This is a genomic window from Rhodococcus globerulus, from assembly GCF_019334125.1.
Classification (GTDB): domain Bacteria; phylum Actinomycetota; class Actinomycetes; order Mycobacteriales; family Mycobacteriaceae; genus Rhodococcus_F; species Rhodococcus_F globerula.
Window position 1 is genome coordinate 1,194,181 of record NZ_CP079698.1, and the last position, 14,696, is coordinate 1,208,876.

At 60.8% G+C, this 14,696-nt stretch carries 14 protein-coding genes; 5 read left to right on the forward strand and 9 right to left on the reverse strand.

The features are described from left to right. Positions 1 to 48: 48 nt before the first annotated feature. Together KYT97_RS05340 and uvrB are read right to left on the reverse strand one after the other, a co-directional pair. Positions 49 to 924, reverse strand: a complete 876-nt coding sequence (locus tag KYT97_RS05340) for an SCO6745 family protein (RefSeq protein ID WP_033230820.1) — start codon at positions 922 to 924, stop codon at positions 49 to 51. Between the two features lie 46 nt (positions 925 to 970). After that, positions 971 to 3,133, reverse strand: a complete 2,163-nt coding sequence (gene uvrB / locus KYT97_RS05345; RefSeq protein ID WP_033230821.1) for an excinuclease ABC subunit UvrB — start codon at positions 3,131 to 3,133, stop codon at positions 971 to 973. 72 nt (positions 3,134 to 3,205) lie between these two features. Here uvrB and KYT97_RS05350 point away from each other — a divergent pair, with 72 nt between their 5' ends. Beyond that, positions 3,206 to 3,724: a ribonuclease FAU-1 family protein gene (locus tag KYT97_RS05350; protein WP_141484371.1), complete on the forward strand. Its 519-nt coding sequence runs from the start codon at positions 3,206 to 3,208 to the stop codon at positions 3,722 to 3,724. 3 nt (positions 3,725 to 3,727) lie between these two features. Here the strand turns inward: KYT97_RS05350 and coaE are convergent, their stop codons facing one another. Then, the gene (gene coaE / locus KYT97_RS05355) at positions 3,728 to 4,942 is read right to left on the reverse strand and encodes a dephospho-CoA kinase (RefSeq protein WP_172936185.1); all 1,215 of its coding nucleotides are present in this window, start codon (positions 4,940 to 4,942) and stop codon (positions 3,728 to 3,730) included. A 152-nt stretch (positions 4,943 to 5,094) separates the two neighbouring features. On the opposite strand from coaE, the gene KYT97_RS05360 reads away from it, so the two are divergent. Beyond that, positions 5,095 to 5,316, forward strand: a complete 222-nt coding sequence (locus tag KYT97_RS05360) for a hypothetical protein (protein ID WP_033230823.1) — start codon at positions 5,095 to 5,097, stop codon at positions 5,314 to 5,316. 186 nt (positions 5,317 to 5,502) lie between these two features. Here the strand turns inward: KYT97_RS05360 and rpsA are convergent, their stop codons facing one another. After that, positions 5,503 to 6,990 carry a 30S ribosomal protein S1 gene (gene rpsA, locus KYT97_RS05365; RefSeq protein WP_033230824.1) on the reverse strand — a complete coding sequence of 496 codons (1,488 nt, stop codon included), beginning with the start codon at positions 6,988 to 6,990 and terminating at the stop codon, positions 5,503 to 5,505. Positions 6,991 to 7,296: 306 nt separating this feature from the next. Between rpsA and KYT97_RS05370 the strand changes: the two genes are divergently transcribed. Beyond that, complete coding sequence (locus tag KYT97_RS05370) at positions 7,297 to 8,142, forward strand: class I SAM-dependent methyltransferase (protein ID WP_033230825.1); 846 nt, start codon at positions 7,297 to 7,299, stop codon at positions 8,140 to 8,142. 3 nt (positions 8,143 to 8,145) lie between these two features. Here the strand turns inward: KYT97_RS05370 and KYT97_RS05375 are convergent, their stop codons facing one another. The 4 genes from KYT97_RS05375 to KYT97_RS05390 all read right to left on the reverse strand — a co-directional run bounded on the left by KYT97_RS05375 (position 8,146) and on the right by KYT97_RS05390 (position 12,017). Continuing rightward, positions 8,146 to 8,907 (reverse strand): amino acid ABC transporter ATP-binding protein, encoded by a 762-nt coding sequence (locus KYT97_RS05375; protein WP_033230826.1) that lies wholly within the window; start codon positions 8,905 to 8,907, stop codon positions 8,146 to 8,148. Then, positions 8,904 to 9,860, reverse strand: a complete 957-nt coding sequence (locus tag KYT97_RS05380; protein WP_084702999.1) for an amino acid ABC transporter permease — start codon at positions 9,858 to 9,860, stop codon at positions 8,904 to 8,906. The genes KYT97_RS05375 and KYT97_RS05380 overlap by 4 nt, the downstream gene beginning before the upstream one ends. Then, positions 9,860 to 10,834, reverse strand: a complete 975-nt coding sequence (locus KYT97_RS05385) for an ABC transporter substrate-binding protein (RefSeq protein ID WP_371851299.1) — start codon at positions 10,832 to 10,834, stop codon at positions 9,860 to 9,862. The genes KYT97_RS05380 and KYT97_RS05385 overlap by 1 nt, the downstream gene beginning before the upstream one ends. Before the next feature lie 85 nt (positions 10,835 to 10,919). Next, entirely contained in the window at positions 10,920 to 12,017 is a 1,098-nt protein-coding gene (locus KYT97_RS05390) for an isocitrate/isopropylmalate dehydrogenase family protein (RefSeq protein WP_033231400.1), read from the reverse strand. A 19-nt stretch (positions 12,018 to 12,036) separates the two neighbouring features. On the opposite strand from KYT97_RS05390, the gene KYT97_RS05395 reads away from it, so the two are divergent. Beyond that, positions 12,037 to 12,558: a 2'-5' RNA ligase family protein gene (locus KYT97_RS05395; RefSeq protein ID WP_033230829.1), complete on the forward strand. Its 522-nt coding sequence runs from the start codon at positions 12,037 to 12,039 to the stop codon at positions 12,556 to 12,558. On the opposite strand, the gene KYT97_RS05400 is transcribed toward KYT97_RS05395, so the two are convergent. Then, positions 12,503 to 13,432 (reverse strand): DMT family transporter, encoded by a 930-nt coding sequence (locus KYT97_RS05400; RefSeq protein ID WP_033230830.1) that lies wholly within the window; start codon positions 13,430 to 13,432, stop codon positions 12,503 to 12,505. The two genes, KYT97_RS05395 and KYT97_RS05400, sit on opposite strands and share 56 nt — an antisense overlap. Before the next feature lie 213 nt (positions 13,433 to 13,645). Between KYT97_RS05400 and KYT97_RS05405 the strand changes: the two genes are divergently transcribed. Then, positions 13,646 to 14,647 (forward strand): helix-turn-helix domain-containing protein, encoded by a 1,002-nt coding sequence (locus tag KYT97_RS05405; RefSeq protein WP_033230832.1) that lies wholly within the window; start codon positions 13,646 to 13,648, stop codon positions 14,645 to 14,647. The last annotated feature ends 49 nt before the right edge of the window (positions 14,648 to 14,696 follow it).

Consider the following 14,696-nt stretch of genomic DNA (forward strand, 5'->3'; position numbering starts at 1 on the left):
GTGAATGTGATCTGCAGTCACATCAAAAAAATTACACTGAATTCCGGATCAGCGCAGGTTTCCGAATCGCGGACCGAAAAGCGCTGCGGGAAACACGTCCTGTTCAGTCAGTGCAGCACGCCACGGCGCTGCCAGTTCGAGAAGCCTGTCTGCTCCGGATTCGCCCAAGGCGTCCCACGGCGCCAAAGCCAGATCGTCCGTCAAGTCCTCCACGACGTCGCGCAGTTCCTGCCCGTCCTCGGTCAGTGCTCCCGACTTACGATCGAGCAACTCTCGATCCTGAAGATCCTGGACACCTTGCGCCCACTGCTCGGCAGACCACCCGCGACGACTCTGAGCAAACTTCTGCTGGAATCCGATACCCGTGGCGGTGTGGGTGATCAAGGCTTCCAACCCGTTCAGTCCGGCAGTCTGCAGTGCGGCGATGTGTCCGTCACCGCGGTACTCCCGCAGCAAAGTCAGTGCGTGCCAGAACGCGAGGTGCGGCACGGTCGGCCACTCGACGGAAGCCCAACCGGCGTACAGCGGACGCCCCTCGACGCCGGGGATGTTCCGCGCTGCAATGGAAATCAACTCGGCAGCTTCAGCCATGTCCTGTGACGACGTCACCTCTTCGCCGAGGAGACGAACGTACGCGGCGTCGATGGCGCGGTAGCGCGCAGCAACAATCTCCGACGGTTTCGCGAGGTCCCACGCGCGCGGAATCACGCTGGCGACCAACTCCGGATTGAAGTTGTAGAACGCCGACGTCACGACGGTGGCGGGTGGAGTACCCAAGGGCGCAGCGCGACCCGCGAAGTACACCATCCGGCCCGGCTCGAGCCCAAGCGCAACCAATTCCTTTTCCGTCTCCGGAACGAAGTAAGCCAACGAATGGAGAAGTTCGAGAGTACGGCCGGTCTTGCCGGCAGTCTGTGCATCCATATGTGAACCGTAGCGGGCGTTCCCGATTCACACACATCCCACCGAACTACTTCAAACCGGCCGCGTCCATGCCTCGAAGCTCCTTCTTGAGATCCGAGATTTCGTCACGCAAACGACCGGCCAACTCGAACTGCAAGTCCCGGGCGGCATTCATCATCTGATCTGTGAGTTCCTTGACCAGGTCTGCCAATTCGGCCCGGGGCATCGATTTGGTGTCGCGGCCTTCGTACACCCCTGCACTGACCGCGCGGCCTGCTTCGCCCTGCGCTCGACGGCCACGCGTCGCGTTACGTCCGGAACCACCGATGTCGACGGACGCAGCAGTGTCCTCGGCCTCCTCGTAGACCTGATCGAGGATGTCGGCGATCTTCTTGCGGAGAGGCTGGGGATCAACCCCCATCTTCTTGTTGTATTCGACCTGCTTCTCACGGCGACGCTCGGTCTCTTCGATTGCCTGGGCCATGGACGCAGTGATCTTGTCCGCGTACATGTGAACCTGGCCGGACACGTTACGAGCAGCGCGGCCGATGGTCTGGATAAGGCTGGTGGAACTCCGCAGGAAGCCCTCCTTGTCGGCATCGAGAATCGCAACCAGCGACACCTCGGGAAGGTCGAGGCCCTCACGCAGAAGGTTGATACCGACCAGGACGTCGTACTCCCCCAGTCGCAACTGCCGCAGCAGTTCGACGCGACGTAACGTGTCGATGTCGGAGTGCAGATAGCGAACCCGAATTCCGAGTTCGAGCAGATAATCGGTGAGATCTTCCGACATCTTCTTGGTCAATGTCGTGACAAGGACTCGCTCGTCCTTTGCCGCGCGTTCCCGGATCTCGTGAACCAGGTCGTCGATCTGCCCCTTGGTCGGCTTGACGATCACCTCGGGATCGACGAGACCTGTCGGACGAATCACCTGCTCGACGAACTCACCGCCGGCTTGCCCCAACTCGTACTTGCCTGGCGTTGCCGACAGGTAGACGGTCTGACCGATGCGCTGACTGAATTCTTCCCACGTCAGCGGCCGGTTATCCGTCGCCGACGGCAGGCGGAAACCGAACTCCACCAGGTTGCGCTTACGCGACATGTCACCCTCGTACATGGCGCCGATCTGTGGAACGGTCACATGCGACTCGTCGATGACCAGGAGGAAATCCTCGGGGAAGTAGTCGATTAGCGTAGCCGGCGCGGTGCCAGGTCCACGGCCGTCGATGTGCCGTGAATAGTTCTCGATTCCGGAGCAGAATCCGACCTGTTTGATCATCTCCAAGTCGTACTGCGTTCGCATCCGTAGCCGCTGCGCCTCGAGCAGTTTGCCCTTGCCCTCCAACTCTTCGAGTCGTTGTTCGAGTTCTGCCTCGATGTCCTTGACCGCACGCTCGAGACGCTCGGGCCCGGCAACATAGTGGGTCGCGGGGAATATCCGAACCGTATCCACTTTCCGGACGATGTCGCCGGTGAGCGGATGAAGGTAGTACAGCGCCTCGATCTCGTCGCCGAAGAACTCGATCCGAACCGCCAACTCCTCGTACGACGGGATGATTTCAACCGTGTCACCCCGGACGCGGAACGAACCACGGGTGAACGCAACATCGTTGCGGTTGTACTGCACGTCGACCAGGAGGCGCAGAAACGCATCACGCGGAACCTCGACGCCCACTTCGAGCGAGATGGAGCGATCGAGGTAAGACTGCGGTGTACCGAGACCGTAGATGCACGACACGGACGCGACCACAACAACGTCCCGTCGCGAGAGCAGGCTCGACGTCGCGGAGTGACGCAGGCGTTCGACGTCGTCGTTGACCGACGAGTCTTTCTCGATATACGTGTCCGTCTGAGCGATATATGCCTCAGGCTGGTAGTAGTCGTAATACGAGACGAAGTATTCAACCGAGTTGTTCGGCAACATCTCGCGAAGCTCGTTGGCCAACTGAGCAGCCAAGGTCTTGTTCGGTGCCATCACCAGCGTCGGCCGCTGCACGCGCTCGATCAGCCAGGCGGTCGTCGCAGATTTGCCGGTGCCGGTGGCACCAAGTAGGACTATGTCCTTCTCGCCCTCGTTGAGCCGTTTCTCGAGCTCGGCAATGGCAGCGGGCTGATCGCCGGCAGGCTCGTATTCACTGACGACCTCGAAGCGGCCGTCAGAGCGCTCGATGTCGCTGACCGGACGAAACTCGGAATGTGCGACGACTGGATGTTCGGAAGCAAACGCCATGAAACCAGGGTATGCGCACCCACCGACATCATGCGTGGGCACAAGCTCGTCGCAGCGGTAGGTTCATGCAACATGAGCGAAGCACGTATTCACATTCACCCGCCCAAAGTCGAAACTTTCGACCTCGAGGCCCGAACCAACATCGACCCCAAGGGCTTCGTTCGCCAGGTCGAAACCTACCGCGAAGAGCCATGGGGCCTGTACATGGGCCGACACGCAGACCATCCACAATTCCACTACCTGGAGTCGTGGATACTTCCCGACATCGGAATCCGAGCGTCGATCTTCCACTTCACGCCGGGGCACGAACGGGACCAGGATCACTACATCGACATCGGCACATTCACGCGTGGTGAGCACGCATGGAGATCCGAAGACCACTATCTCGATCTGATTGTGCAGACCGGCCGCAGCACCGAACTACTCGACGTCGACGAACTCCTGGAAGCGCACGCATCCGGAATACTCGACGCCCAGACGTCCGAACAGGCCATGCTGATCGCTGCCCGCACCATCGACGGCATTGCCGCCCACGGTCACGATCTCGGCGCGTGGCTGTCGTCGTTGGGCATGCCGATCACCTGGCGGTAGGCGTCAGGCCGTCCAACCCGACTTGTCTGCCCATTCCCACGCACGGTGGAACGCCGCGTCGAACCAGGGTGTCTTGACCGCGAGGTACGCATCCATCGCCTTGTCGTAATCATCTATTCCGGACGCGTGCTCCGCGGCCCGGACCTTCAACGCGGCATACTCCGCACGGGCGTCGTCATCCGCCCGCAGCCAGTCACGGAACAACACGGCAAATTGCTGGCCCGGCCAACCGTCGACACGAATATGGATGTTCACCGGCCGACCCGGATCTGCGCTGGCATGAATCCGCTTCGCCCACACGCTCGGATCGGTTTCACCCCCGACATAGGCAGGTTTCGGATCGTCCGCGACGATGTTCTCGAGACGCGGAAAACCACCAGTTGCAAGGTCAGCGGCCAAGTCGTCCGCAATCCCGATGTGTTCGACGGTGATCTGAAGATCGATCACGTCCTTCGCGTCGAGTCCCGGTACGGCAGTGGAACCGATGTGATCGATACGCGTGGCTCGATCACCACACAGCAGCGCCAACCGGTTGATCAGGCGAGTTGCTTGCACCGGCCACTGCGGATCCGCGGGGCTCAGCTCAGGAAGTACACGAACCGCTGTTCCGGTGCGCAGATTCTCCTCGAACGGTGCGATTCGATTGGCCCACAGTTCACGGACGACAGCGTCCAGGGCGCCTGGATCACCGCTGTTGTCGAGCCAGACGTCCGCAACGGCGCGGCGCTGATCGTCGGTCGCCTGCGCCGCGATTCGCGCCCTGGCATCGCTCTCGGGCATCCCACGTGACTCGACCAACCGCCGGACACGTTCTTCGGCGTCGACGTACACGATGACAACCATATTGAACGCCGGAGCCATTCCAGCTTCGACAAGCAGTGGAATGTCCTGCACCAGAACAGAATTCGCTGGCGCAGCGTCAATGGCTTCGGCCGTACGATGGCCGATCAACGGATGCAGGATCGAATTGAGAGTGCCGCGGGAAGCGTCGTCGGCAAACGCCAACGCCGCAAGCGCGGGTCGATCGAGGGTGCCGTCCGGCGCGATGATGCCGTCACCGAACGCCTGCGCCAACGCAGCCAACCCCGGAGTACCGGGTTCTACGACCTCTCGGGCGATCAGATCGGCATCAACGATCACTGCTCCCAGTTCGGTGAGGATTTTCGACACAGTCGACTTGCCGGCTCCGATGCCTCCAGTGAGGCCAACTCTCAACACAACGGACAGTCTCTCACCTATGCTGACCGCACGAGATTCGAGTCCTGAAATTGAACACGCCACACAACTCCAGACGCAAATACCACAATAAAGGCAATCCGTGTGGTTAAGTTCTAGCGAACGCCCTGCACCTTCTCGAGAAAGTGGACGCCATGCGAGCAGATCGTGACCATCTTGGTCAGCATCGCCTCGGAATGCCGAACGGCGTGCACTGTATCGAATTTCCCGAGGTTGCCTTTGCATTGGCCGAACATCGGCGAACGTGGTTCACCGTCCTCGTGAGCCAGGGCCGTCACAGCTTCGCGTCGATGCGCAAGCGCACAGCCGAAGCCACCGCGACGTATTGGGTCCCGGCTCCGGCCACCACCGCTTGACCTAGCAGCACCGCAGCTTTCACCCGACAGCCACCAGTCGCCAGACTGGTGGCTGTCGCATTTCCTCCCAGGCGACAACCGGTGTGAGGCGAATACTTGTGCCACACAACAAAAGAACCCCGCTCCTGCTTGCGCAGGCGCGGGGTTCTTTCACAGATCTCGCTTGATCAGATCAAGCAGTAATCCTTATGCGTTGCCCGACAGCTTCTCGCGAAGTGCGGCGAGCTGTGCATCGCTTGCAAGCGATCCACCAGCGGACTCTGCCGGAGCGGAGCCTGCAGAGGCCGGAGCCTCTTCGTCGTCTGCAGAAGCCGTCTCCGAGGAGTAGCCGGCAGCAGCGGTGGCAGCTTCAGCGGCCTCGTCTGCAGCGGTCTTCTCCATCTGAACGGTGTGCATCTTGTGACGACGCTCAGCCTCGGCGTAGCGGTTCTCCCACTCTTCGCGCTGCTTGTCGAAGCCCTCGAGCCATTCGTTGGTCTCGGGATCGAAGCCCTCGGGGAAGATGTAGTTGCCCTGCTCGTCGTACGAGTCGGCCATGCCGTACTTGGACGGATCGAACTCGGCGTTGTAATCCTCGTTGGCCTGCTTCAGCGACAGCGAGATACGACGACGCTCGAGGTCGATGTCGATGACCTTGACGAGTGCATCGTCGCCGACGCCGACAACCTGGTCCGGAACCTCGACGTGGCGCTCAGCCAGCTCCGAGATGTGAACGAGGCCTTCGATTCCCTCTTCGACGCGCACGAATGCACCGAACGGAACCAGCTTCGTGACCTTGCCGGGCACGATCTGGCCGATGGCGTGCGTGCGGGCGAACTGACGCCACGGATCTTCCTGCGTTGCCTTGAGCGACAGGGAGACGCGCTCGCGGTCCAGGTCGACGTCGAGAACCTCGACGGTGACCTCGGTGCCGACCTCGACAACCTCGGACGGGTGATCGATGTGCTTCCAAGACAGCTCGGAAACGTGAACCAGACCGTCTACGCCGCCCAGGTCCACGAATGCACCGAAGTTGACGATGGAGGACACGACGCCCTTGCGGACCTGGCCCTTCTGGAGCTGGTGCAGGAATTCGCTGCGAACCTCGGACTGAGTCTGCTCGAGCCATGCACGGCGCGACAGGACCACGTTGTTGCGGTTCTTGTCGAGCTCGATGATCTTGGCCTCGATCTCCTTGCCGACGTACGGCTGGAGGTCGCGGACACGACGCATTTCGACGAGCGAGGCGGGGAGGAAGCCACGAAGGCCGATGTCAAGGATGAGGCCGCCCTTGACGACCTCGATGACGGTGCCCTTGACGGCCTCGTCCTTCTCCTTGAGCTCCTCGATGGTGCCCCAGGCACGCTCGTACTGAGCACGCTTCTTCGACAGGATCAGTCGACCTTCTTTGTCCTCCTTGGTGAGGACGAGAGCCTCGACCGCATCTCCCACGGAGACGACCTCGTTGGGGTCGACGTCGTGCTTGATGGAGAGCTCACGAGAAGGGATGACACCTTCGGTCTTGTAACCGATGTCGAGCAGAACCTCGTCGCGGTCGACCTTGACGATGGTGCCTTCGACGATGTCGCCATCGTTGAAGTACTTGATCGTTGCGTCGATGGCGGCGAGGAAGTCCTCGGCAGAGCCAATGTCGTTAATGGCAACCTGCGGCGAGGTGACGGTTGTGGAGGGCATATGTTGAATTGCTCCGGACGAGTTGTGGTCGGTTGATGGATTTTGTCGGACGAGATGCAACATTGAGGTACCGGAATGCAGTACCCAGTTGCACAGAAACTAACAACCGGAAACCGAAACACATTCCGCACCCGAACGGCGCACCGCAAGATCTCTCGTTCACGCCGATCCAAGGCCTCGGTAAAGGCCTAGTACAGATATTCGACTGAATGACAGACACTCGCGTGGGTAAGACTACGCGTCGGCGGTGCGAGCGGGCAAACCCGGGTACCCTGTCGCCGCTGGTAGCGCTCTAGTCTGTTCGACATGTCTGACGATCGCCACGCTGCCGCCAATTCCATTCTCGGGACCAGCGGAGTCGGCAGGGCCCGGGTCGACTCCGATGCGAGCGACCGCGCCAGCCGCGCGTGGTGGGACGCAGACGCCGAGGACTACCACCGTACTCATGGCGAGTTTCTGGGCGTGAACAGCGCAGACGGTGAATTCGTCTGGTGCCCCGAGGGTCTACACGAAGGCGATCACCACCTGTTGGGCGACATCGTCGACAAGGACATCCTCGAAGTGGGATGCGGCTCCGCACCCTGCGCCCGGTGGCTGGCCGGTCACGGCGCCCGCGCCGTCGGACTCGACATTTCGATGGGCATGCTCTCGCGCGGAGTCGACGCTATGACTGCCGGCGGACCACGCGTACCGCTGATCCAGGCGAGCGCCGAATTGCTGCCGTTTGCCGACGCGAGCTTCGACATCGTCTGCTCCGCTTTCGGAGCCGTTCCGTTCGTGGCCGATTCGCAGCAAGTGATGAACGAAGTAGCGCGAGTTCTACGGCCGGGCGGCAAGTGGGTGTTTGCGGTCAACCATCCGATTCGCTGGATCTTCCCCGACGACCCTGGACCCAAGGGACTGACTGCGACACTCCCCTACTTCGACCGAACGCCCTACGTCGAGGTCGACGACAACGGCGTGCCCACCTACGTCGAGCACCACCGCACGATCGGCGACCGCGTCCGCGAATTGGTGGCGGCCGGCCTGCAGGTTCACGACATCATCGAACCGGAGTGGCCGGAGTGGCTGGACCGCGAGTGGGGACAGTGGAGTCCCCTACGCGGCCAGCTCTTTCCGGGCACCGCGATATTCAGCGCCGTCAAACCCTGAGAGCTACAGCAGATTCGACAGGAATGCCTTGGTGCGATCCTGCTGCGGGTTGGCCAGAAGTTGTCGCGGCTCACCGGATTCGACGACAACTCCGCCGTCCATGAACACCAGCTGATCGGCAACCTCACGGGCGAAGCCCATCTCGTGAGTGACGACGACCATCGTCATTCCGTCTTTGGCGAGTTGTTTCATGACTGTCAGAACTTCACCGACGAGTTCCGGATCGAGAGCCGACGTCGGCTCGTCGAAGAGCATCAGTTTCGGGTCCATCGCGAGTGCCCGCGCAATGGCTACGCGCTGTTGCTGTCCACCGGACAACTGGGCGGGGTATGCGTTTGCCTTGGCGCTCAAACCAACCTGATCGAGCAGATCCTTTGCCCGCTCGATCGCCTTCTTCTTGCTCACGCGCTTCACCTGGGTGGGCGCTTCGATGATGTTCTCCAGCGCTGTTCGGTGCGGGAACAGGTTGAAGTGCTGGAACACCATGCCGATGTCCTGACGTTGCTTCGCCGCCGCCCGTGGGTGCAGTTCGTAAAGCTTGCCGTTCTTCTCCGAGTAACCGACAAGGTCGCCGTCGACATACAGGCGTCCGGCATTGACCTGTTCGAGGTGGTTGATGCAGCGCAAGAAAGTCGACTTGCCCGACCCGGACGGACCGACCAGGCAGAGCACCTGCCCACGATCGATTTCGAGTGACACGCCTTTGAGAACCTGGAGTGCGCCGAAGTTCTTGCACACTCGATCTGCCTTGACCATCGGTGTCATTTGCGTTCTCCTCCGGGAGTGTCCGGGAGTGTCTCCACTACCGTCGCGTTGCCTTGTGCATCGGCAAGCGCCTGAAGCTGGCGTGTGGTCAGTGCTCGCGTGGCACCCTTCGAGTAGTACCGCTCGACGTAGAACTGGCCGATCATCAGCAGGCTGGTGATCGCGAGGTACCAGGTTGCCGCAACCATGAGCAGTGGAATCGGCTCGAAGTTTGCACCCGAAATATCTCTGGCACGACCGTACAACTCCAAGCTGTACGGAACTGCGGACACCAGCGACGTCGTCTTGAGCATGCTGATCAACTCGTTGCCCGTCGGCGGGATAATCACGCGCATTGCCTGTGGGAGAACCGTTCGGCGCATGGTCTGGCTCCACGTCATGCCCAACGCGATGGATGCTTCGGTCTGTCCCTCGTTGACCGAACTCACTCCGGCTCGGACGATTTCCGCCATGTAGGCAGCTTCGTTCAATGCCAACCCGATGACGGCAAAAAGGAACGCCGCCTGGATTCCCTGTAGATCGATGTGCACGAACTGATGCACAAACGGGATACCGAGATCGAGGCTCTTGTAGATCGACGGAAACAGCCCCCAGAACACCAATTGGACGTACACGGGCGTGCCACGAAAAATCCAGAGATACCCCCAAGCGGCTGTCCTGAGGACAGGGTTGGGTGACAACCTCATCACAGCCAAAATCACGCCCAGGACTATCGCGATCACCATCGACAGCACTGTCAGTTGGATGGTCTTCCACGCGGCCGCGCTGATTCGCGAGTCGAACAGATACCGACCGTAGGTTCCCCATCCGAACGCGTCGTTGGTCGCCGCCCCGTAGACGAACAGTCCGAACAACACCACTACGACGATCGCAGCTATCCAGCGACCAGGTCTGCGCAGTGGGATCGCCTTGATCGGCGCCGGATCGCCACTCTCGGTTGTTGTCATGTTCATCAGCTCTCCGCGCCGTTGATCTTGGATACTTCGATGACGCCGGCCTCGACGCTCCACGTCTGAGCGATCTGTTGATAGACGCCGTTGTCGATCAGGTACTGCATGGCCTGCTGAAGTGCGGGACCCAGCTCCGAGCCCTTGACGATCGGCCAACCGTACGGTGCCGAATCGAAGGGCTCACCCGCCGCTTCCATTCGGCCCTTGCTGCGCTTGATCGCGTAGCCGGTGACCGGCGAGTCCGCGGACAGTGCGTCGACTCGGCCGAGGATGAGCGCATTCGCCGCGTCGTCCTGGCTGTCGTACTTGACCTTCTCGATCGGCGGCTTGCCTGCGGCAACACATGCCTCGCTCTTCGCAGGCACTTCGTCGATGTCCTCGGTCGTCGTGGTTTGCACCGCGACCCGCAGCCCACACGCATTGTTCGGATCGACAGGATTGTCCGGGCGCTGCGCCCATTGAATGCCTGCGCTGTAGTAGGTCACGAAGTCGACCGTCTTCTCGCGCTCCTTGGAATCGGTGAACGACGACATTCCCATGTCGTAGCTCCCCGATTGGATTGCGGGAATGATCTTGTCGAAGTCCGCTTGGTTGAAGACCGCCTCGACTCCGAGCACTGCCGCAACAGCTTTCATCAAGTCGACGTCGAATCCGACGATGTTGCCGTCCGCGTCCTTGAATTCGTTGGGCGCGTAGGGAATGTTCACCCCGATCTGGAGCTTGCCGGTTTCAGCGACCTTCAGTGGCAACAGCGCCGCAATCTCAGGCACCTTCTGCACCGTGAGTGGAGGACCTTCCGGCACAAGACCTTCGTCGTTGACCACACATCCCCCGCAGAGCGCGACAATCACGCCGACCAACAGGAGCCGAACGAGATGTATGCGTACTCCCCCGCGACGAAACACTCTTGCTCGCGCGTTTTCACCGACCACGACTCTGCTCTCCACTCGTCGATCGCCGCATCGAGCAACGCTCATTCGAAATTCAGTAGAACGGTAGGGTACGGCAGGACTTCCTCGACTAACGATTCCGAACTCCTTCCCCACCCGTGCGATACAAGAATCAGCGACGAAGTGTATGCGCGTACACCACTTCGGCGAATTCGCTGGTGGACGCAAGGCCGCCAAGGTCAGCGGTCGCGATTCCCGAGGAAATAGTGGCGTTCACCGCATTTCTGATTCGACGCGCCGCAGCCGACAACACAGGTTCGCGACGGACATCTGCCAGCCAGTCCAGCATCATCGCACTCGAGAGAAACATGGCTGTGGGGTTGGCTCGGTTCTTGCCCGCTATGTCCGGCGCCGCTCCGTGCGCAGCCTGCGCCATGACTCGAGTGTCCGAGACATTGATCGACGGCGCTGTCCCGAGCGAGCCGGCCAACTCTCCTGCCAGGTCTGACAGGATGTCGCCGAACATGTTCTCGGTGACTACGACATCGAAATCTCCACCTCGCCGAACCAGAAGTGCGGCCATGGCATCGACATGTTCATCGTCGACAACGACATGAGGGAAATCGGCGGCCACAGTGCGGCAGGCATCGCGGAAAAGCCCGGTGGTGAGGGTGAGGACATTCGCTTTGTGGACGATGGTGACGTGATTGCGTCGACGCGTCGCCAGAGCGAACGCCGTTCGGGCTATTCGCTCGCACGCTGCGCGGGTGAAAACGCCAACCGAGAGTGCGAGGTCCGGCGTCGGCATGAATTCACCGCTACCGACAGCCATGTTGCGGTCTGCGTACAGCCCCTCGGTGTTCTCGCGGACGATCACCAAGTCCATGCCCGGAACGGTCGCCTTCACTCCGCTCAGAACAGCGGCCGGACGGATGTTCGCAAAGAGTTCGAACTTCTTTCGGATCACACCGCCGGGCGTCAGCTGTCCACGAAACTCGCTCGGGTACGACGCGCTGTCATGTGGTCCGAGGATCCATCCGGGTAGCTGCTCGAGTGCGGTGAGTGTCTCGTCGGGAATGGGTGTCCCGTGACTGTCGATGGCTTCGAAGCCGAGCGGCAGTTCCACCCACTCCACTGGTTGGGCGTGAACCGAGGACATTGCGCCGTCCACGATCTCCCGAGTGGCCGGGACGATATCCTGACCGATTCCGTCGCCGCGCATGAGTCCCAGCCGCAGGCCCGATGATCCGATTGCACTCGTACCTGTCATCGGGCAATCATTACCCATCATGGTCCAGTCGGTGGAGTTGTTACTCGGCGAGTCGAGTGAGTCGGCGATACGCGGTCAGTGGTCTGCGCTCGCTGACGCAGGTCTACCGAGTCAGGGAAAAATGGTGCGCGAGAGCAATCGACCGCACATCACGTTGTTTGTCGCGCGCGCGATTCCGCCTGAGGTCGACGAGGTCCTGACCAGACGGTTCTCGCTACCACCCTTCGAAATCAGATTGGGTGGTTACATCGTGTTCGGCGGCAGGCAGTTCGTATTGGCACGTTCTGTCATCCCGTCGAGAGCTCTCCTGCGACTTCACCGTGATGTCTTCGACGCCGCAGCCGGGTCAAGTGGTATCCCCGGGCACATCGAACCGGGTACGTGGACGCCACATGTGACGTTGGCTCGGCGGATCGAGCCGGATCAACTGGGCGGTGCGATCTCCCTACTGAGCAAGGACGTGATCGCCGGCGATTGCGGTCCGATCAGACGGTGGGACGGCGAACAGAAATTGGAGTGGTCACTGACTCCGCCGGCGTGAGCGATCGAGTTGCCCGCCTGGTAACCAGGATTCCGGCGATCACGATCAACGCTCCGAGTGGTTGATTCCAGCCGATGCTCTCGCCGAGCACGATCGCGCCGAGCGCAACGCCGACGACTGGGCTGAGATAGGTGACCGTCGAGGCCGCTGTCGGACCCCACCCCTGCACGACGTTGGTGTTCCAGATAAATGCCAATCCTGTTCCGAATGCGCCGAGAGCGATCATCGACCCGATGATTGCCGGTGTCAGGTGCATCGGTGTGTTCGCGATGACCGGCGACGCGAGCACCATGAACAATGCCCCGATGCTGATCTGCAGCAACGCGATGGTGCGGGTATCAACACCGAGCGGAAGGACGAAGCGACGGAGGTAGACAAACGAGACGCCATACGACGCGGTAGCTCCAAGACAGGCGATCTGCGCGCTGACGCTTCCACCAACTCCGATGTTCCACGGGGACAGCACAATCAGAACACCGAAGAACCCGAGCATGAGGCCTGTGGCTTTGAATCTGGTCAAGCTCTCCCCGGGCAGGAATGCGAGGGACGCCGCCATCGTCATGAGCGGTGTCGTGGCGTTGTAGATGCTGGCGAGCCCCGACGACATGCTCTGCTCGGCCCAACTGAACAACAGCCACGGAGCTACACATTGCATCGCCGCCAGAAAGGACATGTGCTTCCAGATTCGACGATCCTGCGGCAATCCGATCCGATTGATCGCCGAAACGATCACCAACGCCAGTGCACCGAAAACCAAGCGCCACAGGACAACTTGGGTGAAGGACAATCCTTCGAGGCCGATCTTCATGAAGAGGAAGCTTGCGCCCCACACCATCGACGCGGCGACGTACTGGAAGAGCAGGCTCGCCCTCACAAGGTGAATTCGCCGTGGGGGCTCACGTCGCGGCGAGTGTCGGGAGTGCGCCCGGTCAGAGCCAGGACGTTGAGGGTGACGAGGACGATCAGACTGACGATGATGATTGCCATGTACAAAGCTTGACGCAGTAGTACATGCAGCAATAGTGGCAGAAATGCCATACTTGAACGATTTTCTGCCACGACGTCATTTTTCTGTCAGACTCGACACATGCTCGAAAAAGTGGTGGTCCCACTGATGTCGATGACGGAGGCTTTCGAACTCGGGGTGGCCTGCGAGGTGTTCGGATTCGATCGCTCGGACGAGAACTTGCCGACGTACGATTTCTCGTTGGTCGCGGCAGTTCCAGGACCGATCCGAACCCGGTTCGGATACGGCATCGACGTTCCGTACAACCTGGACGCTCTCGACGACGCGGATCTGATCATCGTGTCGGCCGGCGGGACCTACGCCGCAGACGACGACTACATGTGCGCCCCGCGCCCCGATTCGAGCGCCGATCCGCTCCTTCTCAAACTCCAGGACGCGGTGAGCCGCGGCGCGAAGGTGGCAAGTCTGTGTACCGGCGCCTTCATATTGGGAGCGGCAGGCTTACTCGACGGAAAGCGGTGCACCACCCATTGGCGCCACGCCAAGCGATTGGCCGACGCCTATCCGGACGCCAAGGTCGATCCAGACGTGTTGTACGTCGACGAGGATCCTGTTTTCACGAGTGCCGGAACAGCTGCGGGCATCGACCTGTGTCTGCATATCGTCCGGAAAGAACAGGGCAGTCGCGTCGCGAACGGGATCGCCAGACGCATGGTTGTTCCGCCACACCGCGATGGCGGACAAGCTCAGTACGTCGCCAGTCCCCTTGCCACAGTTCCCGATACAACGCTGAGTCCGTTACTCGACTGGATGACGGCACACCTTGCCGAGAACCTCACGGTGACGCGGGTGGCTGCGCGCGCCAACATGTCGCCTCGAACCTTCGCCCGCCGTTTCCAATCTGAAACAGGCGCAACCCCGGCTCGCTGGCTCAGCGATCAACGCGTCCTCGCGGCGCAGCAATTACTCGAAAACAGTGATCTACCTGTCGACGTCATAGCCGAACGGGTGGGTTTCGGCGGTGGCGCGGTCCTTCGCCAGCACTTTCTCCGATTGCGGTGCACGACACCACAGGCTTACCGGCGAACATTCCGGGCTGTCACACAGCCCGAATCCCCGTAGGCGTGATTTTCCCCACAATCCGCGAGCAGAGTTACCCTGTAGATACTCG

Excerpts from the sequence above, each read along its gene's own strand:
- KYT97_RS05350 (WP_141484371.1), top strand. The coding sequence starts at position 3,206 with ATGAGCGAAGCACGTATTCACATTCACCCGCCCAAAGTCGAAACTTTC.
- KYT97_RS05390 (WP_033231400.1), bottom strand. The coding sequence starts at position 12,017 with ATGACAGGTACGAGTGCAATCGGATCATCGGGCCTGCGGCTGGGACTC.
- KYT97_RS05385 (WP_371851299.1), bottom strand. The coding sequence starts at position 10,834 with ATGAGCGTTGCTCGATGCGGCGATCGACGAGTGGAGAGCAGAGTCGTG.
- KYT97_RS05395 (WP_033230829.1), top strand. The coding sequence starts at position 12,037 with ATGGTCCAGTCGGTGGAGTTGTTACTCGGCGAGTCGAGTGAGTCGGCG.
- KYT97_RS05380 (WP_084702999.1), bottom strand. The coding sequence starts at position 9,860 with ATGAACATGACAACAACCGAGAGTGGCGATCCGGCGCCGATCAAGGCG.
- KYT97_RS05360 (WP_033230823.1), top strand. The coding sequence starts at position 5,095 with ATGCGAGCAGATCGTGACCATCTTGGTCAGCATCGCCTCGGAATGCCG.
- rpsA (WP_033230824.1), bottom strand. The coding sequence starts at position 6,990 with ATGCCCTCCACAACCGTCACCTCGCCGCAGGTTGCCATTAACGACATT.
- uvrB (WP_033230821.1), bottom strand. The coding sequence starts at position 3,133 with ATGGCGTTTGCTTCCGAACATCCAGTCGTCGCACATTCCGAGTTTCGT.
- KYT97_RS05370 (WP_033230825.1), top strand. The coding sequence starts at position 7,297 with ATGTCTGACGATCGCCACGCTGCCGCCAATTCCATTCTCGGGACCAGC.
- KYT97_RS05340 (WP_033230820.1), bottom strand. The coding sequence starts at position 924 with ATGGATGCACAGACTGCCGGCAAGACCGGCCGTACTCTCGAACTTCTC.
- KYT97_RS05375 (WP_033230826.1), bottom strand. The coding sequence starts at position 8,907 with ATGACACCGATGGTCAAGGCAGATCGAGTGTGCAAGAACTTCGGCGCA.
- KYT97_RS05405 (WP_033230832.1), top strand. The coding sequence starts at position 13,646 with ATGCTCGAAAAAGTGGTGGTCCCACTGATGTCGATGACGGAGGCTTTC.